This window comes from Oscillibacter sp. KLE 1728, from assembly GCF_934833455.1.
Classification (GTDB): domain Bacteria; phylum Bacillota; class Clostridia; order Oscillospirales; family Oscillospiraceae; genus Oscillibacter; species Oscillibacter welbionis.
The window spans coordinates 1-23,283 of sequence record NZ_CAKVVF010000034.1 but is presented as its reverse complement, the minus strand read 5'-3'; the positions used below and the strand labels follow the sequence as shown (position 1 = coordinate 23,283).

General features: G+C 62.5%; 22 protein-coding genes and 1 other annotated feature. Of the genes, 9 read left to right on the top strand and 13 right to left on the bottom strand.

Annotation, left to right across the window (positions count from 1 at the left end; all coding sequences use genetic code 11):
• The 3 genes from QVE23_RS05705 to QVE23_RS05695 form a co-directional block, all read left to right on the top strand.
• Positions 1 to 445: FtsW/RodA/SpoVE family cell cycle protein (locus QVE23_RS05705; RefSeq protein WP_287967732.1), on the top strand; the 445-nt coding region annotated here is incomplete at its 5' end.
• Positions 432 to 1,799 carry a penicillin-binding transpeptidase domain-containing protein gene (locus tag QVE23_RS05700; protein WP_287967731.1) on the top strand — a complete coding sequence of 456 codons (1,368 nt, stop codon included), beginning with the start codon at positions 432 to 434 and terminating at the stop codon, positions 1,797 to 1,799. The genes QVE23_RS05705 and QVE23_RS05700, both read left to right, overlap by 14 nt.
• Before the next feature lie 18 nt (positions 1,800 to 1,817).
• A complete protein-coding gene (locus QVE23_RS05695; protein ID WP_021748572.1) occupies positions 1,818 to 2,120 on the top strand; it encodes a hypothetical protein in 303 nt (100 codons plus the stop codon).
• A 44-nt stretch (positions 2,121 to 2,164) separates the two neighbouring features.
• On the opposite strand, the gene QVE23_RS05690 is transcribed toward QVE23_RS05695, so the two are convergent.
• The 4 genes from QVE23_RS05690 to QVE23_RS05675 form a co-directional block, all read right to left on the bottom strand.
• Positions 2,165 to 3,595: an MATE family efflux transporter gene (locus QVE23_RS05690; protein WP_119310798.1), complete on the bottom strand. Its 1,431-nt coding sequence runs from the start codon at positions 3,593 to 3,595 to the stop codon at positions 2,165 to 2,167.
• 188 nt (positions 3,596 to 3,783) lie between these two features.
• Positions 3,784 to 4,584: a MetQ/NlpA family ABC transporter substrate-binding protein gene (locus QVE23_RS05685; protein WP_119310799.1), complete on the bottom strand. Its 801-nt coding sequence runs from the start codon at positions 4,582 to 4,584 to the stop codon at positions 3,784 to 3,786.
• A gap of 87 nt (positions 4,585 to 4,671) precedes the next feature.
• A complete protein-coding gene (locus QVE23_RS05680; RefSeq protein WP_021748569.1) occupies positions 4,672 to 5,415 on the bottom strand; it encodes a methionine ABC transporter permease in 744 nt (247 codons plus the stop codon).
• Complete coding sequence (locus tag QVE23_RS05675; RefSeq protein ID WP_036629898.1) at positions 5,408 to 6,412, bottom strand: methionine ABC transporter ATP-binding protein; 1,005 nt, start codon at positions 6,410 to 6,412, stop codon at positions 5,408 to 5,410. The genes QVE23_RS05680 and QVE23_RS05675 overlap by 8 nt, the downstream gene beginning before the upstream one ends.
• 63 nt (positions 6,413 to 6,475) lie before the next feature.
• Positions 6,476 to 6,719 (bottom strand) — a binding site (T-box leader).
• Between the two features lie 238 nt (positions 6,720 to 6,957).
• On the opposite strand from QVE23_RS05675, the gene QVE23_RS05670 reads away from it, so the two are divergent.
• Positions 6,958 to 7,809: a DUF368 domain-containing protein gene (locus QVE23_RS05670; protein WP_036629893.1), complete on the top strand. Its 852-nt coding sequence runs from the start codon at positions 6,958 to 6,960 to the stop codon at positions 7,807 to 7,809.
• Positions 7,810 to 7,858: 49 nt separating this feature from the next.
• Here QVE23_RS05670 and QVE23_RS05665 read toward each other — a convergent pair whose 3' ends face one another.
• The 3 genes from QVE23_RS05665 to QVE23_RS05655 are packed head-to-tail and all read right to left on the bottom strand — an operon-like array spanning position 7,859 to position 10,346.
• Entirely contained in the window at positions 7,859 to 8,785 is a 927-nt protein-coding gene (locus tag QVE23_RS05665) for an EamA family transporter (protein ID WP_119310800.1), read from the bottom strand.
• A gap of 36 nt (positions 8,786 to 8,821) precedes the next feature.
• The gene (locus QVE23_RS05660; RefSeq protein WP_287966978.1) at positions 8,822 to 10,114 is read right to left on the bottom strand and encodes a methionine gamma-lyase family protein; all 1,293 of its coding nucleotides are present in this window, start codon (positions 10,112 to 10,114) and stop codon (positions 8,822 to 8,824) included.
• Entirely contained in the window at positions 10,092 to 10,346 is a 255-nt protein-coding gene (locus tag QVE23_RS05655) for an AbrB/MazE/SpoVT family DNA-binding domain-containing protein (protein ID WP_249390717.1), read from the bottom strand. Before QVE23_RS05655 ends, QVE23_RS05660 begins: the two co-directional genes overlap by 23 nt.
• 157 nt (positions 10,347 to 10,503) lie before the next feature.
• On the opposite strand from QVE23_RS05655, the gene QVE23_RS05650 reads away from it, so the two are divergent.
• Both QVE23_RS05650 and QVE23_RS05645 read left to right on the top strand, forming a co-directional pair.
• Complete coding sequence (locus QVE23_RS05650; RefSeq protein ID WP_025544178.1) at positions 10,504 to 11,154, top strand: CatA-like O-acetyltransferase; 651 nt, start codon at positions 10,504 to 10,506, stop codon at positions 11,152 to 11,154.
• An 85-nt stretch (positions 11,155 to 11,239) separates the two neighbouring features.
• Entirely contained in the window at positions 11,240 to 11,887 is a 648-nt protein-coding gene (locus tag QVE23_RS05645) for a CatB-related O-acetyltransferase (RefSeq protein WP_025544180.1), read from the top strand.
• Positions 11,888 to 11,948: 61 nt separating this feature from the next.
• On the opposite strand, the gene QVE23_RS05640 is transcribed toward QVE23_RS05645, so the two are convergent.
• From QVE23_RS05640 to QVE23_RS05615, 6 genes are all read right to left on the bottom strand, one after another.
• Entirely contained in the window at positions 11,949 to 12,836 is an 888-nt protein-coding gene (locus tag QVE23_RS05640; RefSeq protein WP_136891640.1) for a C40 family peptidase, read from the bottom strand.
• A gap of 54 nt (positions 12,837 to 12,890) precedes the next feature.
• Positions 12,891 to 13,196: a hypothetical protein gene (locus QVE23_RS05635; protein ID WP_021747623.1), complete on the bottom strand. Its 306-nt coding sequence runs from the start codon at positions 13,194 to 13,196 to the stop codon at positions 12,891 to 12,893.
• A 197-nt stretch (positions 13,197 to 13,393) separates the two neighbouring features.
• Complete coding sequence (locus QVE23_RS05630; protein ID WP_021747624.1) at positions 13,394 to 13,639, bottom strand: IreB family regulatory phosphoprotein; 246 nt, start codon at positions 13,637 to 13,639, stop codon at positions 13,394 to 13,396.
• A 342-nt stretch (positions 13,640 to 13,981) separates the two neighbouring features.
• A complete protein-coding gene (gene pheT / locus QVE23_RS05625) occupies positions 13,982 to 16,702 on the bottom strand; it encodes a phenylalanine--tRNA ligase subunit beta (protein ID WP_287967730.1) in 2,721 nt (906 codons plus the stop codon).
• Between the two features lie 216 nt (positions 16,703 to 16,918).
• A complete protein-coding gene (pheS, locus tag QVE23_RS05620; RefSeq protein ID WP_287967729.1) occupies positions 16,919 to 17,944 on the bottom strand; it encodes a phenylalanine--tRNA ligase subunit alpha in 1,026 nt (341 codons plus the stop codon).
• Positions 17,945 to 18,352: 408 nt separating this feature from the next.
• Complete coding sequence (locus tag QVE23_RS05615) at positions 18,353 to 19,930, bottom strand: hypothetical protein (RefSeq protein WP_287967728.1); 1,578 nt, start codon at positions 19,928 to 19,930, stop codon at positions 18,353 to 18,355.
• 150 nt (positions 19,931 to 20,080) lie between these two features.
• On the opposite strand from QVE23_RS05615, the gene QVE23_RS05610 reads away from it, so the two are divergent.
• From QVE23_RS05610 to alr, 3 genes are all read left to right on the top strand, one after another.
• Positions 20,081 to 21,622 (top strand): bifunctional ADP-dependent NAD(P)H-hydrate dehydratase/NAD(P)H-hydrate epimerase, encoded by a 1,542-nt coding sequence (locus QVE23_RS05610; protein ID WP_021751629.1) that lies wholly within the window; start codon positions 20,081 to 20,083, stop codon positions 21,620 to 21,622.
• Between the two features lie 18 nt (positions 21,623 to 21,640).
• Positions 21,641 to 22,246, top strand: a complete 606-nt coding sequence (locus QVE23_RS05605; RefSeq protein WP_273482335.1) for a hypothetical protein — start codon at positions 21,641 to 21,643, stop codon at positions 22,244 to 22,246.
• 59 nt (positions 22,247 to 22,305) lie between these two features.
• A partial coding sequence (gene alr / locus QVE23_RS05600; protein WP_287967726.1) for an alanine racemase occupies positions 22,306 to 23,283 on the top strand: 978 nt, incomplete at its 3' end.

The following is a 23,283-nucleotide window of genomic DNA, read 5'->3' as shown; positions in this document are numbered from 1 at the left end:
GGCGGCGGCGGACACAGACCTGGTGTTCGGTATGCTGTGCGAGGAGTGGGGGCTGCTGATCGCCGTGCTGGCAGTGGGCGCCATCATCACGTTGGCGTTTTTCGCCGCACGGGCCTGCCGGGTGGGGAGGTCCAGCTTTTACACCATCGCAGCCTGCGCGGCATCGTCCCTGCTGGTGTTTCAGACCTGCCTGAACGTGTTCGGTTCCGTGGACCTGCTGCCCCTCACCGGCGTCACGTTCCCCTTTGTCTCCAACGGCGGCTCCGCTATGATGTCCGCGTGGGGGCTCCTAGCCTATCTGAAGGCCACAGATACCCGGGAGAACGCCAGCTTTGCCATCGCCCGCAAGCACCAGCGGCGCCTGACCCAGGCGGCCCGCCGGCGGGTGGAGCCGATAGGGGACCCCTTCGGCACGGAAAAGGAGGAACGCCATGAAGAAAATTGAGCGGCGGGCCTTTGTCTGTCTGGCGCTGGCGCTGCTGCTGGCGGCGGGCCTGGGATTCTTCCTGGTGAAATACTTCCTGGACGGCGGCAGCTGGGCGTCCTCCGCCTTCAACCGCCACCTGTACAACAGCAGCGGCCAGCTTGCCAGCGGCACGGTGCTGGACCGGGACGGGGACGTGCTCTCCGAGGTGGTGGACGGACAGCGCACCTATTACGACAATGCCACCGTCCGCAAGGCCACTCTCCATGCGGTGGGGGACCTACAGGGTAATATCGGCACCGGGGCCCTGAATGCCTTTGCCGACAAGCTGACCGGGTACAGCCTGCTGAACGGCGCCTTCGGCGCCCAGCGGGGGAACGATCTGTATCTGACCATTGACGCCCGGTATAACTATACCGCCTATGAGGCGCTTGGCGGCAAGTCCGGCACCGTGGCGGTCTACAACTACGAAACCGGAGAGATTCTGTGTATGGTCTCAGCCCCCAGCTACGACCCCCTGAACGTGCCGGAGGACATCACCACCAACGACCGGTACAAGGGCGCCTATCTGAACCGTTTCCTGTCCTCTACTTTCACGCCGGGATCCGTGTACAAGACCATGACCCTGGCGGCGGCTCTGGAGGAGATTCCAGACTTGGCGGATCGGACCTGGACCTGCTCCGGCAGCGTCCAGATGGGGGACGAGACCATCATCTGCTCCGGCACCCACGGGGAGCAGGACATCGCCTCCGCCTTCGCCAACAGCTGCAACGTGGCCTTCGCCCAGATCGCCCAGGAGCTGGGGCCGGGCACTCTGGAGAAGTACACGGAGCAGGCGGGCCTGACCGGCAGCTATTCCATCAGCGGCCTGCCTACGGCAAAGGGCTCCTTTGACTTTGACAACATCACCGACGGTCAGCTGGGCTGGGCCGGCGTGGGACAGTACCACGACCAGGTGAACCCGGCGGCGCTGATGATCTACATGGGCGCCATCGCAAACGGCGGCAAGGCGGCGGAGCCGTATCTGATCCTCCGGACCGAGAGCGCCCTGGGTCTGCCGTCCCTGCCCCACTTCACCACCAGGACCGGCACGCTGATTTCTGCCGATACGGCGGCTGCGCTGGCGGACCTGATGGCCAACAACGTGACCCAGACTTACGGCGCCAGCCGCTTTCCCAATATGGACATCTGCGCCAAGTCCGGCACCGCTGAGGTGGGGGAGGGCCAGACGCCCCACGCCTGGTTCACCGGCTTCCTCCGGGGGGAGGAGACGCCTTACGCCTTTGTGGTGCTGGTGGAGAACGGCGGCGGCGGGTCCTCTGTGGCGGGCGGCGTGGCCGCCAAGGTTCTGGATGTCATCGTCAACGGATATTGATACGAAAGCGGGAGCAAGATGAACGACAAGAGAAAGGGTCTGCTGTTTCAGACCAAGAAACAGATGAACAACGGAGCTATCGCCACGGGGTTGGGATTCGTGCTGTACCTGGCCCTGCTGGCGATGGGGCTGGAGCTGCCGGCGGACTTGGTGGCCGTTGCCTTCGGCGTGGTGGGAATTTTCAACTCCTTCTCCGTGCTGGAGGGGCGGCGCAAGGACAAGGAGAATATCTCCTACAATCTGCTGTGGGGACAGCTGGCGCTGACCATCTTCCTGGTGGCCTGCGCGGTGCTGGCCGTCAAGCAACGGCTAGGGCTGTAAAAGGAAAAGCGGCGGGAATCCATCGGATTCCCGCCGCTTTTTTCTTATTCGGAAACGGTCTCCTCTTCCAAAGTGGGGGGGACTTCCACCGGCGCGGGCGCGCCCTCCGGCAGCAGCTGGCGCTTGACCTTTTTCATGGCCCACAGGAAACAGATCACGTGGACGCCGAAGGTAATAGCCCAGCTGATGGGATAGGACCAGTAGATCGTCTGGATGGTGTGGAACTGGGGCAGCTGAAAAATGGTGGCGATCCACAGCAGCCGCAGGCCGCAGGCGCCCACCAGGGACACCAGCATGGGCATGATGGAGTAGCCGATGCCGCGCAGGCCGCCCACCATCACGTCCATCATGCCGCAGAGGGCATAGGTGGTGCAGACGATGCCCATCCGCACCAATCCGGCCTCAATGACCGGGGGACTGGTGGTGTAGATGGACAGCAGTACCCGACCTGCCAGCGTGGCGGCGTTGCCCAGCACCAGCCCCACCACCAGCACGCAGCCCTGGGCGCGGATCATGATCTTGCGGATGCGGTGGTAGTTACCGGCGCCGTAGTTCTGGCTGGTGAAGGAAATGGTGGCCTGATACATGGCGTTCATAGACACGTATACGAACTGCTCAATGTTGGCCGCAGCGGAGTTGCCAGCCATGATGACCTCACCGAAGGTATTGACGGAGGACTGGATCACCACGTTGGACAGGGAGAAGAGAATCCCCTGGAATCCGGCGGGCAGGCCGATGCGGAGGATCTGCCGCATGGCCTGGGGGTGGAGCCGCATCTTCTTGAGATCCAGGTGCAGCGGGCCGGTATCCTTCACCATGCAGCGGAGCACCAGGGAGGCGGAGATGCACTGGGAGATCACGGTGGCGATGGCCACACCTGCCACGTCCAGCTTGCAGACGATGACGAAGAAGAGATTCAGCACGATGTTGACGACTCCCGCCAGGGAGAGGAAGTACAGCGGCCGCTGGGTATCGCCCTCCGCCCGCAGCAGGGCGGCGCCGAAGTTGTAGACCATGGTGGCCGTCATGCCCAGGAAGTAGATCCGCAGATACAGCGTGGCCAGATCCAACACGTTCTCCGGGGTCTGCATCCAGATCAGAATGGTCCGGGCACCGAAGACGCCCACCACTGTCAACACCAGGCCGCTGATGATGCTCAGCAGGATGGAGGTGTGGACTACCCGGTGGAGCGCGTCTCTGTCTCGGGCGCCGTAGTATTTGGCCGCCAGGGTATTGGCACCCACGGCCAGACCTACAAACAGGTTGGTCAGCAGGCCGATCAGCGCGGTGTTGGACCCCACTGCCGCCAGGGAGTTGTCCCCGGCCCAGCGGCCCACCACCACGATATCCGCCGCGTTGAACAGTAGCTGCAGTACGCTGGAGCACATTAGCGGGATGGAGAACCGCAGCATCTTGGAGAGAATAGGGCCGTTGCACATATCGATCTCATAATGAGTCTGCTGCTTGCCTGCCATGTCAGAAAACCTCGTATATGTCCCAGAATTTGCGCTGTATGACGCAAGCCATATTCTAGCACGGAGCGTCTGGAAATGCTACTGGTTTCCGCGAAAAATTTTACACGATTTTAACATTGGAAATTCTCAAAAAGCTGTGCCGGAGAGACAAAGCCTCTCCGGCACAGCTGAATTGAAAGGAAATGATCTTAGAAGGCAGGTACCACGGCGCCGTCGAAGGTCTCGGTGATGTAGTCCCGGATGGTGTCGGAGTGGAGAGCATCCACCAGGGCCTGAATAGCCTCGTTGTTCTCATTGCCCTCCTTCACCACCAGTACGTTGACATAGGGGGAGTCGCTGGACTCGATGGCCAGAGCGTCTGTGGTGGGGTTCAGGCCGGCGCCCAGGGCGTAGTTGGAGTTGATGACGGCCAGATCCACGTCCGCAAGCACGCTGGGGATGGTGGCGGCCTCCAGCTCCTGGAACTCCAGATTCTTGGGATTGTCCACAATGTTGTTGGGAGTGGCGGTCAGGTTGGAGCTGTCGTCCAGGGTAATCAGGCCCTGGGCCTCCAGCAGCAGGAGGGCGCGGCCCTCATTGGTGGCATCGTTGGGAACGGCAATGACGGCGCCGTCGGGCAGATCCTCCAGGGAGGAGACCCGGCCCGCATAGATGCCCATGGGCTCGATGTGGACGCCGGCCACGCTCACCAGATGGGTGCCGCGGGTCTCGTTGAACTCCTCCAGATAGGGCAGGTGCTGGAAGTAGTTGGCGTCCTCGTCGCCGTCCTCCACGGCGGTGTTGGGCACCACGTAGTCGCTGTACTCGTTGACCACCAGCTCGATGCCCTGCTCCGCCAGGATGGGCACGCACTGGTTCAGAATCTCGGCGTGGGGGGTGGGAGAGGCGGCCACCGTCAGGGTGACGGTCTCAGCGGCATCGCTGCCGCAGGCGGCCAGGGACAGGCACAGGGTCAGGCCCAGCAGCAGGGCCAGCAGCTTCTTTTTCATGTTTCGTTCCTCCAATAAAATATCGTTTATGATGTATTTCAAACGCTTGCCGGATTTTCAAGAGACAAACGATGAAAACGCCGGGGGTCACTTGGTATGGGCAAAGCGGGCCAGGAGATCGAGGGGGCCGGATTTTTTGGCGCCGGACGGCTGGTCCAGCCGCTTATCGATGCGCCGGGACAGCCAGTTGAAAATCAGCTGGACCACCTGCACCAGGATAATCAGGAACACCACCGTCACCCACATAACGGAGGTGATGCCCCGCTGATGGCCGTACCGGACGGCGATGTCGCCCAGGCCGCCGGCGCCCACGGTGCCGGCGATGGCGGTATAGGCCAGAATCGTCACCAGGGAGATGGCACCCCCCAGGATCAAAGAGGGCTTCGCCTCCGGCAGGTACACCTTCCAGACGATCTGGAGGGTGGAGGCGCCCATGGACTGGGCGGCCTCGACCACACCGGCGTCTACCTCGTTCAGGGAGGTCTCCACCATCCGGGCGATGAAGGGGGCGGCGGACACCACCAGAGGTACGATGGCGCCTTTGACGCCGATGGTGGTGCCCACCACCATCCGGGTGAAGGGCATAATGGCCACCATCAGAATGATGAAGGGGACGGACCGGCCGATGTTGACGATCCAGTCCAGCACCCGGTAGACGCCCCGGTGGGGCCGGATGCCGTGGGGCTGGGTCAGGATCAGGGCCACCCCCAGAGGGAGGCCGATCAGATAGGCGAATGCGGTGGAGATCACCACCATTACCAGGGTATCCCAGACACCATCTGTCAACACATTACCGTATTCGGCCCAGAAGGCTGCAATAGACTCAAACATGGTATTCCACCTCCTCCGCAGAGACATTGGGCTGCGCCCGGATATAGCTGAGGGCTTTGGCGGCCTCATTGGGGTCGTCCGGCAGCCCAAGCAGCATGGTGCCGAAGGCTCTGCCCTCGATGTTGCGGGTGTCGGCACCCAGAATATTGACCTTCACCCCCAGGTCGATGGCGAGAGACGCGATCAGGGGCTGATACGCCGTACCGCCGTTGAAGGCCACGCGGACGGCGTGAGTACCTGCCGGATACTGTTCCAGGCTGACGCCACCGGGGTACACCAGCCGCCGGGCCGCATCCGTATGGGGATTGGAGAAGATGTCCTCCACCTTGCCCTGTTCAGCCACCACGCCGCCGTCCAGGATCGCCACCCGGGAGCAGATCTCCTCGATGACGCTCATCTGGTGGGTGATGACCACCACGGTGACCCCAAGCTTCTCGTTCAGGTCCTTCAGCAAGGCCAGGATGGAGGCGGTGGTGGTGGGATCCAAGGCGGAGGTGGCTTCGTCACACAGCAGGACCTTGGGGTCCGTGGCCAGGGCCCTGGCGATGGCCACCCGCTGCTTCTGTCCGCCGGAGAGCTGGGAGGGATAGGCGTCCGCTTTCTCCCGCAGGCCCACCAGGTCCAGCAGCTCCAGGGCCCGCTTTCTGGCCTGGGCAGCGGGGGTACCGCTGAGCTCCATGGGGAAGCAGACGTTTTTCAGCACCGTCCGCTGCATTAGCAGGTTGAAGCTTTGGAAGATCATAGTGACGTTCCGACGGGCCAGCCGCAGCTCTTTTTCGCTAAGGGCCGTCATATCCTTCCCGTCCACGATCACGGTGCCGGAGGTGGGACGCTCCAGCAGGTTCATGCACCGCACCAGGGTGCTCTTGCCGGCGCCGGAGAGACCGATAATTCCGAAGATCTCCCCCTTCTGGATGTCCAGGCTGATGTCCTCCAGGGCATGGACGGCGTTTTCACCCGTTCCAAAGGTCTTGTACAGGTGCTGAATTTGAATGATAGACACGGGATAACGCTCCTTTCCGGTGAATTCTGGCAATAAAAAAGTCCTTGAGACAAAAGTCTCAAGGACGACGGAATTCGCCGTGGTACCACCTTGATTCGCACGCTTCCTCACGAAAGCGGCCTTGGGGAGTGCAAACACACTCCTGCGCTGTGACGTGCGCCCACGTCGTGACCTATGCCGGGACGGCGGTCGGCCACGCAACTCCGAGACCATGTTCTCCAAGCCCTTCCAGACCTCTTCTCACCACACGAGGCTCTCTGCGCTGTATCTGCCTGGGTACTCTTCTCTTCATCGTCTTTTGCTATCAGGTTATTCAATAACTGTCTCATAGTTTATCTGATAACACCGGAAAAGTCAACAGGGAAACCTGCATAGAAATCCAGGCAAAAGACATGTGGTTCTGTGAGTTTCCACAAAGCGGCGTCGGGCGCTGTCGAAACCGGGAATTTTTTCAAGAGAAGAGGCAGTATCGGATTGCAACTGCTGGGCAAAACTGCTATCATAAAATCCACAAGACCCAGGAGGATGGAGGAACGGCGTTGAGGCGGAAGCGGGATCGGAATTTTGGCATACGCTGGCTGCGGGACCTGCTGTGCGGCGTCCTGATCGGGGCCGGCGCCATCCTGCCGGGGGTTTCCGGCGGGGTGCTGGCGGTGGTGTTCGACATCTACCGTCCCTTTATGGAGGTGCTGACCCATCCCCGGGAGGCCATCCCCAAATACTGGCGGTGGTTTCTGCCCATCGGGCTGGGGTGCGCCATCGGCTTTCTGGGCTTTGCCAAGGGCATCGCCGCGGCCATCGACGTGTCCAGCACCGTCACTACCTGGCTGTTCATCGGCCTGATCGTGGGCACGGTCCCATCTCTCTTCCGGGAGGCGGGGAAGGAGGGACGCAGCATCGGCTCTTGGGTCAGCATGGCGGTGTGCGCCGGCGCCATCTTCTTCAGCCTGTTTTACGTAGGAAAAGTGATTTGCGTCACCGTGGAACCCAATTTCTGGTGGTACAACTTCTGCGGCGCCCTTTGGGGCATGAGTCTGGTGATTCCAGGGCTGACCTCCTCCTCGGTAATGATGGCCCTGGGGCTGTACCAGCCCATGCTGGAAGGGCTGGCCCGGCTGGACTTCCTGGTGCTCTCCGCCTGCCTGCCGGGGATGGTGCTGACAATCCTGCTGCTGGCAAGGCTGGTGAGCTGGTTCTTCCGGAAGCACTACTCCATCGCTTTCCACGGGATCTTCGGCATCGTGCTGGCCTCCACATTGGTTATCATCCCCACCAGTTATGTGGGCGCGTGGGAGATTGTGCTGTCGGCGGTCTGCTGCATCGGCGGCTTTTTGCTGGCCTACTTCATGGCCCGGCTGGACCGGCGGATCCAGGAGAACGGCAGGGCCTGAAACATGAAAAAAGTCCCCTCTGTGTTCCGGCACAGGGGGGACTTTTTCATTACAGATCGAACACGCCCATGATGGCAATGCCCGCCACGATCAGCGCGATCATGGCGTAGTGCTTCCAGGAGAGCTTCTCCTTCAGGAAGATCCGGCTCCACAGCACGGAGGCCGCGCAGTAGGAGGCGATGATGGGCGCGGACATGGCCAGATGCTCCGTGTCCGCGATGGCGTAGATGTAGGCGAACTGTCCGGCGGTCTCGCAGACGGCGCCCAGATACTTGGGGGCCTCCATCTTCGGCACCAGCCGGTCCCGCTTGATGAGCACCACATAGACGAAGCACACCACGGCGGCCAGCAGGAACGTCAGCTCATAGGCCACGTTGGCGCTGGCCTCGTAGTCCTCCACGGTGCGGCTGATGATCTCCAGCACCCGGCTGTCGGCAAAGGTGCCGGCAGCGTCCAGCACGCAGTAAGCCGCAGGCATGGCCAGGGCCATGAAGCTCTTGGTGTACTTGTAGTTGCTTGCCTTCTGCCGCTCGATGCGCAGTTCGTCATCCTCCCGGGCCTCCACCACACCCAGGCCCACGGCGCCCACACACACCAGCGCCACGGCGAACAGGGCCAGGGGGGAGTATCCGGCGATGCCGTCAAAGAGGATAGCCAGCACAGCTACCAGGGCGCCGGAGGAGTTGCAGATAGGGGAGGAGATGGACAGCTCAATGTACCGCAGGCCCACATAGCCCATGGCCATAGAGAGAATGTACAGGATCGAGACGGGTAGGTATGTCAGGATGATGTCCAGATTGATGACCGTACCGCCCACAAAGACCTCGTAGGCCGCGTGAAGGCCCATGACAACGCCCACGGCCATCACCATTTTCAGGTGGCTGTACTTGTCCCGGGCATCGCGGCAGCCGATTTTGGAAAAGAGGTCGGAGCCGCTCCAGCAGAGCAGCGCGATCAGAGAGAGCCAAAACCACATATTACGTTTTTCTCCTAAATCACTGTATTCAAAGCGTTATTTACTTTCCGGCAGAGTTACCAGACCCGCCTCCACCAGCTTCTGGAGGGACATGAGGATTCCCAACTTGGCGTGGTACCAGGTGAGGCCGCCCTGGAAGTAGACGGCGTAAGGGGGGCGGATGGGCCCGTCGGCGGAGAGCTCGATGGAACTGCCCTGGACAAAAGCGCCGGCGGCCATGATGACGTCGGAGTCATAGCCCGGCATGGCCCAGGGCTCCGGGGTCACGTAGCTGTCTACCGGGGCGGCGGCCTGGATCCCCTTGCAGAAGGCCACCATGGCCTCGGCACTGCCCAGGGTCACCGCCTGGATGATGTCATGGCGGCTCTCCGTGGCGTTGGGGACGCAGGCGAAGCCCAGCTTCTCATAGATGTTGGCGGCAAAGACAGCGCCCTTCAAAGCGCCGGACACCACCGTGGGGGACAGGAACAGCCCCTGGTAGAGGGCGGGCATCAGACCCAGGTTGGCACCCACCTCTTGGCCCAGTCCCGGGGCGGAGAGCCGGTAGGCACACCGGTCCACACACTCCTTGGTGCCGCAGATGTAGCCGCCGATGGGGGCAAGTCCTCCGCCGGGGTTCTTGATGAGGCTGCCTACCACCATGTCGGCCCCCAGGTCCGAGGGCTCGATGGTCTCCACGAACTCGCCGTAGCAGTTGTCCACCATGATTTTCACGTCCGGCTTGATCCCCTTGCAGAAGGCGATCAGTTCCCCGATCTGCCGGACCGAGAAGGAGGGGCGGGTGGCGTACCCCTTAGACCGCTGGATGGTGATGAGCTTGGTGCGGCCGTTGATCTTCTCCCGGATGGCGTCGTAGTCGAAGGTTCCGTCGGGCTTCAGGTCCGCCTGGGCATAGGTGACGCCATACTCCTTCAGGGAGCATTTGCTCTCCCGGATGCCGATGACCTCCTCCAGGGTGTCATAGGGGGCTCCCACCGGGGACAGCAACTCGTCCCCCGGCAGCAGGTTGGCGGAGAGGGCCACTGCCAGGGCATGGGTGCCGCAGGTGATCTGGGGACGGACCAGAGCCGCCTCCGTGTGGAACACATCGGCGTACACTCGCTCCAGGTTGTCCCGGCCGTCGTCGTTGTAGCCGTAGCCGGTGGTGGCGGCAAAGTGGGTGGCGTTTACCCGGTTTTTCTGCATGGCGGCCAGGACCTTGCCTTGGTTGTACTCTGCCGTCTGATCAATGACGTCGAACCGGGGCCGCAAGTCCCGGAGCACCGCCTCGCCGCATTCATAGACCGCCCGGCTGACGCCGAGCTGTTCATACATGGTCACAATTTCCATGGTCTTCCTCCGTTGTTCCCAAAATTTCATCTGCCAGGTCGCTGAGGACCTGGGGCTTTGTCACCACCAGGCCGCTGACCTCATTGCCCAAAATCAGCAGGGTGTCTCCGGGAGAGATGCCAAAGAACCGGCGGGCCTCCTGCGGGATGACGATCTGTCCCCGGTCGCCCACTTTGGCAGTGCCAAAGACCCGGTTTTTGGACATGCCCAGCATGTGTTTGCCTCCAGGCATGGAGCTACCTCCTTGAAATCATACTTTTCACACAAGTGTGAATCATAGCACAACCGGAAGAACTTGGCAAGAGGAAATTTTTCAAAACGGAAAATGGTGCAAAATGCTTTGGAGTGTGTTATCATACCTCCAAAGATCAAAATGAGGAGGAGCACCTATGAATTGGCGGACGGTGGACATGTCCCGGGAGTCCCGGCGGGACCAATTTGCGTATTTTCAGACCCTGTCCAACCCCTATGTGGGGGTGACGGTGCAGGTGGATGTGACGGAGCTGGCAGTCTGGTGCCGGGAGAGAGGAACGAGCTTCTTTCTGGCGGTGCTGTACGCTGCGGTCCGAGCGGCCAACGGCGTGCCGGAGCTGCGGCGGCGCATCCGGGGCGATCAGGTGGTGGAGTACGACCGCTGCCCCTCCTCCCATACGGTGGCTCTGCCGGACGGGACCTACTGCTACTGCAGCCTGGAGGTGGACCGGCCCTTCCGGGAGTTCCTGCCCTACGCGGCGGCGGAGCAGGAGCGGGTGAAGGCGGCGCCCACCCTGGAGGACGGAGAGGACGGGGAGAGCCTGTTCTTTGTCTCCTGTGTCCCGTGGCTGTCCTACACGGCCCTGACCCAGCCAACCCCAACGCCGGCGGACAGCAATCCCCGCATCACCTGGGGCCGCTGGCACCGACAGGAGGGCCGGACTCTGCTGCCTATGACGCTGCTGGCCAACCATGCTTTGGTGGACGGCATCCACATCGCCCGGTTCTATGAGAATCTGGACCGGGAGCTGGCCGCCCTCTGCGGCGGGGAGAAAACAGAGTACTGAATCAGGAAAGGAGAGAGCGGCAGGTGAGGCGCTGCATTGTGGTGGCCGGGATCGCATGAATCAAATTTGAAAGGAGAATTTCCTCATGCAGATTCCGGCGAATACCATCTATCCCCGCACAGGCGACCGGGAGACCGTCTATCTGAATGCAGTGGTGTCAGACCCCAATATTTCTGTGGGGGATTACACGATCTACAACGATTTCCTCCGGGACCCCACGGAATTCGTGCGCAACAATGTGCTCTATCACTACCCCATCAACGGCGACCGGCTGGTGATCGGAAAATTCTGCTCCATCGCCTGCGGCGCGAAATTCCTGTTCACCAGCGCCAACCACACGCTGAAGTCCCTGTCCACCTATCCCTTTCCCATCTTCTACGAGGCGTGGGACACGTCTGTCTCGGAGATCACGGAGACCTGGGACAACCGGGGGGACATTGTCATCGGCAGCGATGTCTGGATCGGCTATGAGGCCGTCATCCTCTCCGGCGTGCGGATCGGTGACGGCGCCATCGTGGCCGCCCGGGCGGTGGTGGCTGGGGACGTGGAGCCCTACACCATCGTAGGCGGCGTACCGGCGAAGCCCATCCGGAAGCGGTTCACACCGGAGACCATCCACCGTCTGGAGCGGCTCCGGTGGTGGGACTGGCCACGGGAGAAGCTCCAGCTGCTGCTGCCCCTGCTCCGCCGGGGTGACCTCACGGCACTGGAGCGGGCCGCGGAGAAATTCTAATCCACACAAAAACCGGGCGGCACACAACTGTGCCGCCCGGTTGGATATTTACTCTTAAAACTTACACCTGGATACCGCCCACAAAATAGGTATTGTAGTACCCGCTGGTCAGGCTGCTGACGATGACACCGCCGCTGCGGGAAGAGGAGGAGTGGATGAACTGCCCATCTCCCGTGTAGATACCGGCATGGGAACATGCCTTGCCGGCGTTGCGGCTGGGATCGTTGAAGAACACCAGATCGCCGGGCTGCAGCTCGGAGATAGAGTATACCCGGGTGCCCAGGCCACTCTGCCACTGGCTGGTGGCGGAGTGGGGCAGGGAGTAGCCGTGCTGGCTGTACACGTACATGGTGAAGCCGGAGCAGTCAAAGCCGCGGGGAGAGGCGCCGCCGTACACATAACCCGTGCCCAGGTACTGCTTGGCGGTGGCCGCGATGTCGCTGTTGGAGGAGGAAGACTCCGTCAGGTCCAGGAAGTCGCTGCGGATGTAACCCTCGGTGCCGTACTCACAGGTGACGTCGTACCAGCCGTCCACCAAGCCGTTGACCGTGACGATGGCGTCCTCCTCAATGGTGGCCAGCACAGAGCTGTCGGTAGAGGCGTCGGAGCGGACGTTCACGCCGTCGGAATTGACGCGGCCGTATGTAGTGAAGACATTGTCCTGATCTACGTTCAGGTAGTCAGCAGACACATAGCCGGTGCTGCCGTTGTAGGCGATCTTGTACCAGCCGTCCACGGAGTCATCCAAGATCGCCACCGCCACACTCTTGTCCAGCGTGGTGACCACGGAGGCGGAGGTAGAGGGCTCGGCCCGCAGCCGCAGGGAAGAACCTGTGGTGCAGCCGGCGCCGGTGGCGATGTCCGCTGCCAGGGCGGTGGCCGCCAGCAGCATTGCGGTGAGAACGGAGAGGAACAGGACCTTGCCTGCTCTGCCTGCGAAGTGCGTCATAGGTGTACGTTCCTTTCGTCAGTCTTTTGTAGCGCGGGGAAAAGGTCCTGTTTCTTACAGCTTGCCAGCAAGAGCACGATCCAGCCAGACGGTGGCGATGTCCATCGCCGCGTAGAGGCTGTCCTTCTCGCTCTTCTTGACCACACGGTCCCGGGACTTCAGCTCCGGGTCCGTCAGCTGCAGCTGGATGGAGACCTTGGTGGCCACCTCCATGTCCTGCTCCTTCTTGGTGTTGAGGATCTGCATCATGATGATATATTTCTCAGCCATCGTGCCGTAGTAGATCAGATTGTCCACCCGGCGAAGGGGATGGCCCTTGTATGTCAAACCTTCTGCCTTCTTGGACTTGCTCTCTGCCATGGAAACACTCCTTCAAAAGTTGTAACCGAATTGTAACAGATTTTATCCGCTTTGTCAACGTTTGGTCACAAGAAATTACAGCCAATTCCTGGGAAGAGACCTGCCTTCGGCCCCTGGACGCAAAAAATCCCGCAGGGAAGGTCGCCGCGCCATTCGCACGGATGCCCTCTCTGCGGGGGAATGCAGAAGGAAAACGGTTACTGCCCCAAATATCTGCGGACCAGCACCTGCAGCAGCTCGTCCCGGTCGATCTTGCGGATCAGGGTCCGGGCATTGTTGTGATTGGTGATGTAGGTGGGGTCCTCGGAGAGAATATAACCCACGATCTGGTTGATGGGGTTATAGCCCTTTTCCTCCAATGCCCGATAGACGGTCGAGAGAATCTGATGGATCTCTGCGTCCTTCTCCGTGGCAATATTGAATTTCCTGGTAAAATCGTCCATACAGACACCACCTTTCCCGAAGGGAGCACCACTTCATAATACAAAACTAGTATACTCGTTTTTTGAAAAACTGTAAAGCGTTTTCCGCATGAAATTTGAAAAAATACGCCCCGTAATCGCTGGGAGGGCGCTGGACCGAAAGAACAGGGGGGTCCAGTGCAGCAGAACGGCCTTCGGCCCGCCTCACAGCGCCTCCGGGAGCGGCGTCTGCATCGGCGCTGCTGGGGGATTGGATTTGAGCCGGGCGGAACGCATCCGCCCGGCTCAAGGTTTCTGTCTGCACAATAGCACCTGGACGCGACGGCACACAAGCCCGCTGTGCAGTCCGCAGGCGGCCGCATATTACCGCAGGACGGCGTTCAGCTCTGCCTTCAGTGTCTCCAGGATGCTCTTCACATCCTCATCGGCCTCCTGAGCGGTGAGGCTGCGGTCGTCGGAGCGGAGCGTCAGGTTGAAGGCCACGCTCTTCTTGCCCTCCGGGATGCCGGAGCCGGTGTAGATGTCGAACAGGGACACATCCTTCAGCAGCCCCTTGGCGCCCCGGCGGATGCAGTCCTCCAGCGCTCCCACGGTGACGGCCCTGTCGCACACCACGGCGATGTCCCGGGTGACGGCGGGGAACTTGGGCAGGGGGACATATTCCGGGTCGGCCCCCTTGGCATTCTCCAGCTCGTCCATGGCCAGCTCTGCGCAGTAGAATTCCGCGTCTACGCCATAGTTCTTGGCCACCAGGGGATGGATCTGGCCGAACCAGCCCAGGCAGTCACTGCCGCTCCACACCTCGGCGAAGCGGCCGGGGTGGTAGGAGAGCTCCTCCGGCAGGCCGCTGCCGATGCGGAAGGTCACATCCTTCACCCGCAGTTCCTGGAGGATCGCCTCGATGGCGCCCTTCATAGCGTAGAAGTCCATGTCGCCGCCGTAGGCGCCCAGGGTCAGTGTCTTGGACTCGATGGCCAGGCCGTCCTCGCCGCCGGGCAGGTACGTCCGGCCCACCTCATAGAGCTTCACGTCCTGATTGCGGTAGTTGGAGTTCCGGGTCAGGATCTCCAGCATGGAGGGCAGGGTGGTGGTCCGCATGATGGAGGTATCCTCCCCCAGGGGGTTCAGGATCTTGAAGGAGTTCCGCCGCTGGTAATCTTCCGGCCAGCGGATCTTGTCGTACTGGGCCGGGGAGATGAAGGAGTAGGTGATGATCTCATCGTACCCGAAGGCCCGGCACACGCTGGACACCCGGCGCTCCAGGATCTCGGCGGCGCCATAGCCGCCCAGGGTGGTCTGGCCCCGCATCAGGGTGGTGGGGATGTTGTTGTAGCCGTAGAACCGGGCCACTTCCTCCGCCAGATCGGCGATGCCCTCCACGTCGCCCCGCCAGGAGGGGATGGTCACGTCGGCAGGGCCGCCGGGGCAGCTGTCGTCCGCTGTGCGGATGTCCACCCGGGCCAGATACCGGTACTGCTCCGCTGCGGGGATGTCGGTGCCCAGCAGCGCGTTCACCCGCTCCGGGTCCATGCGGATGGTGTGGGGCTGGGGCACGTAGTTGAGGATGTCGATGACGCCGTCCACTACCTCTCCGGCGCCCAGCAGCTCCACCAGCTCGCAGGCCCGCTGGACGGCGGGCAGGGTATTCAGGGGATCCAGACCCTTCTCGAACTTGGCGGAGGCCTCGGTCCGCATCCCCAGGGACAGAGCGCCCTTGCGGATGCAGGTGCCGTCGAAGCAGGCGGACTCGAACACCACGTCGGTGGTGTCCGCCACGATCTCGGAGTTCAATCCGCCCATGATGCCCGCCAGGCCCACGGCCCGGTGCTCGTCGGCGATGACCAGGTGGTTGGCGGTGAGCTTGCGCACGTTGCCGTCCAGGGTGGTCAGTTCCTCGCCCTCCTCGGCCCGGCGGACGATGATGTGGCCGCCCTTCACATAGCGGTAGTCAAAGGCGTGCATGGGCTGGCCGTACTCCAGCATCACATAGTTGGTGATGTCCACGATGTTGTTGATGGGACGGACGCCCATGCTCCGCAGCCGCTCCCGCATCCACTTGGGGGAGGGGGCGATCTTCACGTTCCGCACCATCCGGGCGGTGTACCGGGGCACCAGATCGGCGGCAGGGGTCTCGATGTCCAGCAGGTCCGTCAGCACGCCGTCGGCGCCGCCCTGTACCTCCGGTTCGTGGAGAGTCAGGGGCTGCTGGTAGGTGGCGGCCACCTCCCGGGCCAGACCGATGACGCTGAGGCAGTCGGGGCGGTTGGGGGTGATCTCGAACTCCACCACATGGTCATCCGCGCCGATAATGGGCTTGATGTCATCGCCGTTCTGGATCCCTTCCTCGTGGAGGACGAAGATGCCGTCGGGGATGCAGTGGGGGAACTCCTTCTGGTCGGCGTGGAGATCCTCCAGGGTGCAGATGGTGCCTGTCTTGGTGTTGTAGGCCACCAGGTCCCCCTCGTGGAGGTTGGGGCAGATGGTGTCCGGCACAGCGGTGGAGCCGCCCAGGTCCAGACAGGTGTGGAAGGTGTAGTCCGGCTGGCTGGCGCACTCCAGGATCTTGCCGCACACCACCGGCCCGAACACCTTGTCACCGGGCTGGATGTCGGCGGGGATGGAGGGCTTGTCCTTGTCCAGGGGGTGGTAGTCGTTCAGGATGGCGGCGGGGACGATAGCGGCGTAGGGGAAGTCCCGCTCATCCAGACCCAGCTCATAGAGGCCGCACATCATGCCGTTGGACTCCACGCCCCGCAGCTTGCCCTTCTCGATCTTCTTGCCGCCGGGGAGGGTGGAGTGGTCCAGGGCCACGGGCACCATATCGCCGGGGTGGATGTTCCAGGCGCCGGTGACAATCTGGATGGGCGCGCTCTGGCCCACATCCAGCTGGCAGATCCACATGTGGTCGGAATCCGGGTGGCGCTCCATGGTGAGGATGGTGCCCACCACGATATTGGAGATCTCGGCTCCCCGGTCCTCGGTGGTCTCCACCTTGGAGCCGGAGAGGGTCATGGCCTCGGCAAAGTCTTTATCGTTGGCGTCGACGTGCACAAACTCGTCCAGCCACTTTCTGCTCAGTAACATATCTTCTATAACTCCTTTATATCGGAATGCGGGAGTGCCCCGCAAAAGCCTCGCAGAGTTTCACGCCGCCGGCGTGAAAAAATATCCAGTCATTTTCGGAAGGACACGTGCCTGCCGAAAATTCCCTGACTCAGCCGCCTTGGGCGGCGTTCACCAGTGACCGATGTCACTGGTGAGGGGGAATCTAAAGGGGGGACGAGGTCCCCTCTTTAAGAACTAGAACTGTTCCAGGAATCGCACGTCGTTCTCAAAGATCAGCCGCAGGTCGGCGATCTTGAACCGCCGCATGGCGGTGCGCTCCAGGCCGATGCCGAAGGCCCAGCCGGAGTATACCTCCGGGTCGATGCCGGACATCTTCAGCACCTTGGGGTGGATCATGCCGGCGCCCAGCAGCTCGATCCAGCCCTCGCCCTTGCAGGTGGGGCAGCCCACGCCGCCGCACTTGTGGCACTGGACATCCATCTCGCAGGAGGGTTCCGTGAAGGGGAAGTGATGGGGGCGGAACCGGGTTTTGGTGCCCTTGCCGTACAGCATCTCCACCACCGTGTTCAGGGTGCCCTTCAGATCCGCCATGGTGACGCCCTTGTCGATGACCATGCCCTCCACCTGATGGAACATGGGGGAGTGGGTGGCGTCCACCTCATCTTTCCGGTACACCCGGCCGGGGGCGATGATGCGGATGGGCAGCTCCATGGTCTCCATGGCCCGGACCTGCATGGGGCTGGTCTGGCTGCGGAGCATCACCCGGCTGCCGGCGTCAAAATAGAAGGTGTCCGACCAGTCCCGGGAGGGGTGGCCCTCGCCGGCGTTCAGCTTGTCGAAGTTATAGGTGGCCAGCTCCACCTCCGGGCCGTCCAGGACCGTGAAGCCCATGGAGATGAAGATCTCCTTGATCTCATCCAGCGCGGTGTACATGGGGTGCTTGTGGCCCAGCTTGTGGGCCTTGCCGGGGACGGTGATGTCCAGCGCCTCGGCCTCCAGCCGCTCCTCCAGGGCCTTTTCCGCCAGGACGGCGGACTGCTGCTCGATGGCGGACTCCACATCTGCCCGGACGGCGTTGGCCAGCTGGCCCATGACGGGCCGCTCCTCGGCGGAGAGCTTGCCCATCTGCTTCAGAACGGCGGTCAGTTCTCCCTTTTTGCCCAGGTACTGGACCCGGAGGGCCTCCAGCTCTCCGGTGTTCCCGGCGGCGCCGATGGCTGCCAGCGCGCCGGCGCGAATGGCTTCCAGTTGTTCCTTCATTGTCCATGCTCCTTATATTATAATGTTGCATACGCAGTGCTCTTGGGATGGAAGGCATCAAAAAAACGCCTCTCATCCCATCCCTGGGACGAAAGGCGAATCCTTCCGCGGTACCACCCGGATTCACGCCGCCTGCGGCGCGCACTCGTGGCCCTGATAACGGAGGGCGAACCGGCCGTGTCTCCACGGCGGCTCCCGGGCGAACCAAATCGGGCGTCCGCAGGTCGGCTTGCAGCCGGTGACCGACCCTCTCTCGGCGGCGTCTCCAATTATTTTCCCGTTCATCGCTGATAACAATTAACACTTATAGCACAGAAAAACCGAAAATGCAAGCCCCAATCCGCCGGAATTCGGGGGATTGGGGCCTGTGGGAATTGGCGAATTGTCCGGAGAACAGGGAAGAAGCTGTCAGCCCAACAGACGGCCATCCATCAGATCCTCCACCTGGATGGCGGTAACCACGCCGTCCGTGATATAAAAGGCGATGTGCTTGCAATACGCCAGACCGCCGGGCTCATAGACATAGCAGGCATCATAGGTGTCAGACTGAAAGCCCGCCAGCTCTACTACGTGAGAGTATATCTCTTCCAGATGGGCGAGGCTGTATCCGCAGTAAAGGCCCCGGGGCGTGCAGAGCGTTCCACCGGACTGGTCATAGTGGGTGGAGGTGGAGAGGCGGAACAGGTATTCTGTGCTATCGTCAGGACTGACGGAGTAGGCCAGCCGCAGATTGCCGCAGTCCACCTCATATACCGTACCGTAGGTGTCGCCGGGACCGGTATAGGTCACGGTGCCCTCCAGTTCGTATCCCCAGGGAAAGGTGCCCTCCTGGACACCCAGGGTCAGCAGCCGCTTCTCACCGGGGACGATCAGGGCAAACTCCGTCTCAATGGGACTCTCCTCTGTAACAGAGGACTCGTAGGCAGCCCGGATTTTGTCCAGCACCGCCTGTTCCGCCTCCGTCTCCGGGTGCAGAGCGTCCAGGAGTGCCTCAAAGTCCGCCCGGTCCTCCCGGTAGAACCTCCCAGCGGCAGTGTATCCTGGACCGGCCACAATGACGTCGATATTCGGGTGGGGCGGTCCCTGTTTCTCCCGGTAGGGGGAGCTGTCCAACAAAGCCAGGACATGCAGGATGTCCTCCGGCCGCTCCAGAAAGCGGCGGGCCAACAGATCGAAGGGAGCCTCTGCATAGGCGCCGTCGGCGTAGATCAAATAGCACGCCAGCTTCCAGTCCGAGTAGTCCTGATAGGCGCTGGTGACCTCAAAGTCCTGATAGTAATTGATGGTATAGACTGTATCTGCCTCCAGGTCTAGGCCGTCCGAGGGACAAAAACCGGTGAATTTCCAGCCGTCCGGTGTATGCGCATAGTCCAGTACGGTGGTGGAGTACCCGGTGGTAGCCACCGTGTGGAAATACCCGTCTCCCTGTAGTTCCCGGCCCTCGAAATCCGCCCAAAAGGTCACCGTCACGGTCCAGTGGTCTTCATCCACCTGCTCCGCCGCCACGGTCTTGTCCAGCAGGTACAGGTTGCTCCCTCGGCCCCCGTCGGTGGCGTAGAGAACGCCGTCGAAGTCCTTGTAGTGATCCGGGGACAGGGCGAAGAGGTTGTCCACAATCTCCGGGGAGAAGTAGGACTCCGCCGTCTCCCGCAGGTCTGCCAGGGACGTGATCGTGACCGGCTGCGGCTGCCAGGAAGGCGTACTGTCCGTGGGCTCTGCCACGGTAGAAACGGGCAGGGAGAGATTCTCCGCATCCACCCGGTAGTAGGTCAGGTCTCCCTCTGTGCGGCTGTCCGCCCTGTCCAGGGGCAGCGTGGTCAGGTCAAACCAGTCGTAGACCGTTGAAGCGGCGGTATACATATTTCTAACGTCTTGTTCCTTCAAAGCGGTCTCCGGGGCCTCATCGGGCGAAACCGGAGATTCCCGCCCGCCGCAGCCGGCGAGCAGCGCGATGGTCAGGAGAAGAAGCGCCCCAAAACGCCTCATGGGCAGCGCCTCCTTTCGTTCCTTTTTGAAGCATCATATCACATTCCACCGGAGAATCCATGACGATCTGGTTACAAATGATTGCAATCCGGAGCGGGAATTCCTATAATAGGCACCAGAAAACCATGAGGAATACAGGAGGTTACGGCCATGAAGCTGACGACGGCGGCGCAGATGAAGGAGCTGGACCGGCAGGCCATTGAAGAGCGGGGCATTCCCTCCATCGACCTGATGGAGCGGGCGGCGGCAGGCGTGGCAGAGGCGGCGCTGGCGCTGCTGCCCAAGCGGCCGGGGAAATGTCGGGGGGCGGCCTTGTGCGGCGCGGGCAACAACGGCGGCGATGGAATCGCCGCAGCCCGGCTGCTGTTTTTGAAGGGGCTGAAGGTCCGGGCGTTCCTGGTAGGGGACTATGAGAAGCTGACGCCGGACGCCCTGGAGGAGACCCGCCGTCTCAGCGAGTGCGGTGTGGAGCTGGAGCGGTTCGACCCGGCGGACGAAAGCCAGCGGGCCTGGGTGTTGGGGTGCGACGTGGTGATCGACGCCCTCTTCGGCGTGGGCCTCTCCCGGCCCATCGGGGCAGGCACGCCCTTTGCCGCGGCGGTGGACTGGATGAATGAGAGCAGGGCCGCCGTGGTGGCGGCGGACATTGCCAGCGGCGTGTCGGCGGACACCGGCGCCGTGCTGGGCCGTGCGGTTCGGGCGGATCGCACTGTTACCTTCACACTGCCCAAGATCGGTCAGGCAGTGGGGGAGGGGGCCGCCCTCTCCGGGAACGTGGAGGTCCGGGACATCGGCATCCCGGCGGATCTGGTCCGGGGCCTTGTCTGCCGGGCCCAGACGGTGGAGCGGGACTTTGCCCGTGCGGCCCTGCCGCCCCGGAGGGCGGACGGCCACAAGGGAACCTTCGGCAAGGTGCTGATCGTCGGCGGCGCAGTGGGCTATACCGGTGCGCCTTATCTCACTGCCGCGGCGGCGGTGCGGACCGGGTGCGGGCTGGTGTCCCTGGGGGTGCCGGAGACCATCTGGCCGGTGGAGGCGGCCAAGTGCGTCTCTGCCATGCCATTCCCTCTGCCGGACAAACATGGGAGGCTCTCTCCCAAGGCGAAAGAGGAAATCCTGGAGCGGGCTGCCGGCTGTGACGCAGTGGCTCTGGGCCCTGGACTGGGCCGGGGAGATGGCGTCACGGAGCTGGTGCTGGATCTGCTGCAGAAAATCCAGCAGCCGATGGTGCTGGACGCCGACGGCATAAACGCCCTGGGGGGACATATAGATGTACTGGACGCCCGGCGAGACCGGATCACGGTGCTGACGCCCCACGACGGGGAGTTCGCCCGCATCGGCGGCGACCTCACCGGCAGCAACCGGCTGGGGGCCGCCCGGGCCTTTGGAGCGGCCCATGGCTGTGTCCTGGTGCTGAAGGGCCACCGGACCCTCACCGCCGCCCCGGCGGGGAACGTGCTGGTGAACACCACCGGAAATTCCGGCCTGGCCAAGGGCGGCAGCGGCGACGTGCTGACGGGGATCGTCGCCGCCCTGCTGGCCCAGGGGGCGACTGCCGTCCGGGCGGCGGCGGTCGGCGTGTGGCTCCACGGCCGGGCCGGGGACTTGGCGGCGGAGCGCCTGACGCCCTATGGTATGACGCCGGAGGACGTGGTGTCGTCACTGCCGGCGGCCATCGGGGAGATCCTATAAAAGACGGAGGTTTTTGCGGTGCGCAGATGGGCTTGCGTACCAATGATGACCCTGTGCCTGCTGCTGACGGCCTGCGGCGGCACAGGCGGAGAGGCGGGGGATGCGGCGGATGCCCGGATGCCCTATCGGAACATGGCGGGCTGCGTCATGGAGGCGGAGGTCTCCTGCACGCAGGACGGCGCGGCCTGGGAGGCCACGCTCCAGTGCGACTACGTGCCGGAGGGGGAGACCACTGTGGAGGTCCTGGCACCGGAGACCATCGCGGGCGTGAAGGCAGTGCTCTCCGATGGGGAAGTGGAACTGGTGTACGAGGACCAGTGCCTGAACGCCGGGAACCTCAGCAGCCAGGAGGTGAGCCCCATGGCCTGCCTGCCCCAGCTGATGAGCGCCCTGCGGGACGGGTGGCTGCTGGAGGAGAGCGAGGAGGACTGGCAGGAGACGTCCTGCTTCCGTCTGACGGTGGACCAGACCGGAGAGCAGAATGGGAAGATCCTCTCCACCCTCTGGCTGCGGCAGGAGGACGGTACGCCCCTCCGAGGGGAGATCGCCGTGGATGGGGAAATCATTTTGACGGCAGACTTTACGAGCTTTTCCTTTTATGATACAATAGAAAACCAGGAATGACTTCGGCGGGAGGGTTCCTCCCGCCGCTTCCATAGACTGACGGAGAAGGTGACCGACACATGGAGGAACCGATTCTGAGACGGACCTGGGCGGAGATCGACCTGGACGCCCTGGCCCACAACTATCAGCAGGCCCGCAGAAAGATCGGGCCCAACGTGAAGTATTTGGGTGTGGTGAAGGCGGACGCCTACGGCCACGGGGCCATTCAGGTGTCCCGCAAGCTGGAGCAGCTGGGGGCGGACTATCTGGCGGTGTCCAGCCTGGACGAGGCGAAAGAACTCCGCCGGGCCGGCATTCAGGCGCCCATTCTGATCCTGGGCCACACGCCCCCGGCCATGGTGCCCCAGCTGATCGAGTACCGCATCACCCAGGCGGTGTCCGCCCTGGCCAAGGCGGAGGCGTACAGCGCCGCAGCCGTGGAGAGCGGCGGCACACTGAAGGTCCACATCAAGGTGGACACCGGCATGTCCCGGCTGGGTTTCCTGGTGCGGGAGGGGCACTTTGACACAGGCGTGGAATCCATCGCCGCCGCCTGCGCCCTGCCGGGACTGGAGGCGGAAGGCATCTTCACCCACTTCGCCGTCTCCGACGAGGATGACAGAGACAGTGAGGCCTATACGAGAGCGCAGTTCGACGTGTTCACCCGTGTGCTGGATGCATTGGCTGCAGGGGGCAGAACCTTTGCCATCCGCCACTGCGCCAACAGCGGCGCTCTGGCCCGCTATCCGGAGATGTATCTCGACATGGTGCGGCCGGGCATCGCCCTGTACGGTGTGGGCGCCGACGCGCAGCGGCTGGACCTGCGGCCGGTGATGAGCCTGAAGTCCAGCGTCTCCACCATCAAGACCTTTGATCCGGGCACGGACGTCAGCTACGGTCGGACGTTCCGCACCCAGGGAAGGACCCGGATCGGGGTGCTGCCCATCGGCTATGCGGACGGTTTCTTCCGGGGCCTCTCCAACCGGATGTCGGTGGTGACAGCCCAGGGCCCAGCCCCTCAGCGGGGCCGGCTCTGTCTGGCCCTGTCCATGATCGAG

What these genes read in the sequence shown, in the direction of transcription:
- QVE23_RS05645 (WP_025544180.1), top strand. Translation starts at nt 11,240, where the DNA reads ATGCAGATTCCGGCGAATACCATCTATCCCCGCACAGGCGACCGGGAG.
- QVE23_RS05700 (WP_287967731.1), top strand. Translation starts at nt 432, where the DNA reads ATGAAGAAAATTGAGCGGCGGGCCTTTGTCTGTCTGGCGCTGGCGCTG.
- pheS (WP_287967729.1), bottom strand. Translation starts at nt 17,944, where the DNA reads ATGAAGGAACAACTGGAAGCCATTCGCGCCGGCGCGCTGGCAGCCATC.
- QVE23_RS05660 (WP_287966978.1), bottom strand. Translation starts at nt 10,114, where the DNA reads ATGGAAATTGTGACCATGTATGAACAGCTCGGCGTCAGCCGGGCGGTC.
- QVE23_RS05655 (WP_249390717.1), bottom strand. Translation starts at nt 10,346, where the DNA reads ATGCCTGGAGGCAAACACATGCTGGGCATGTCCAAAAACCGGGTCTTT.
- QVE23_RS05650 (WP_025544178.1), top strand. Translation starts at nt 10,504, where the DNA reads ATGAATTGGCGGACGGTGGACATGTCCCGGGAGTCCCGGCGGGACCAA.
- pheT (WP_287967730.1), bottom strand. Translation starts at nt 16,702, where the DNA reads ATGTTACTGAGCAGAAAGTGGCTGGACGAGTTTGTGCACGTCGACGCC.
- QVE23_RS05690 (WP_119310798.1), bottom strand. Translation starts at nt 3,595, where the DNA reads ATGGCAGGCAAGCAGCAGACTCATTATGAGATCGATATGTGCAACGGC.
- QVE23_RS05610 (WP_021751629.1), top strand. Translation starts at nt 20,081, where the DNA reads ATGAAGCTGACGACGGCGGCGCAGATGAAGGAGCTGGACCGGCAGGCC.
- QVE23_RS05635 (WP_021747623.1), bottom strand. Translation starts at nt 13,196, where the DNA reads ATGGCAGAGAGCAAGTCCAAGAAGGCAGAAGGTTTGACATACAAGGGC.
- QVE23_RS05685 (WP_119310799.1), bottom strand. Translation starts at nt 4,584, where the DNA reads ATGAAAAAGAAGCTGCTGGCCCTGCTGCTGGGCCTGACCCTGTGCCTG.
- QVE23_RS05695 (WP_021748572.1), top strand. Translation starts at nt 1,818, where the DNA reads ATGAACGACAAGAGAAAGGGTCTGCTGTTTCAGACCAAGAAACAGATG.
- QVE23_RS05640 (WP_136891640.1), bottom strand. Translation starts at nt 12,836, where the DNA reads ATGACGCACTTCGCAGGCAGAGCAGGCAAGGTCCTGTTCCTCTCCGTT.
- QVE23_RS05680 (WP_021748569.1), bottom strand. Translation starts at nt 5,415, where the DNA reads ATGTTTGAGTCTATTGCAGCCTTCTGGGCCGAATACGGTAATGTGTTG.
- QVE23_RS05630 (WP_021747624.1), bottom strand. Translation starts at nt 13,639, where the DNA reads ATGGACGATTTTACCAGGAAATTCAATATTGCCACGGAGAAGGACGCA.
- QVE23_RS05665 (WP_119310800.1), bottom strand. Translation starts at nt 8,785, where the DNA reads ATGTGGTTTTGGCTCTCTCTGATCGCGCTGCTCTGCTGGAGCGGCTCC.
- QVE23_RS05615 (WP_287967728.1), bottom strand. Translation starts at nt 19,930, where the DNA reads ATGAGGCGTTTTGGGGCGCTTCTTCTCCTGACCATCGCGCTGCTCGCC.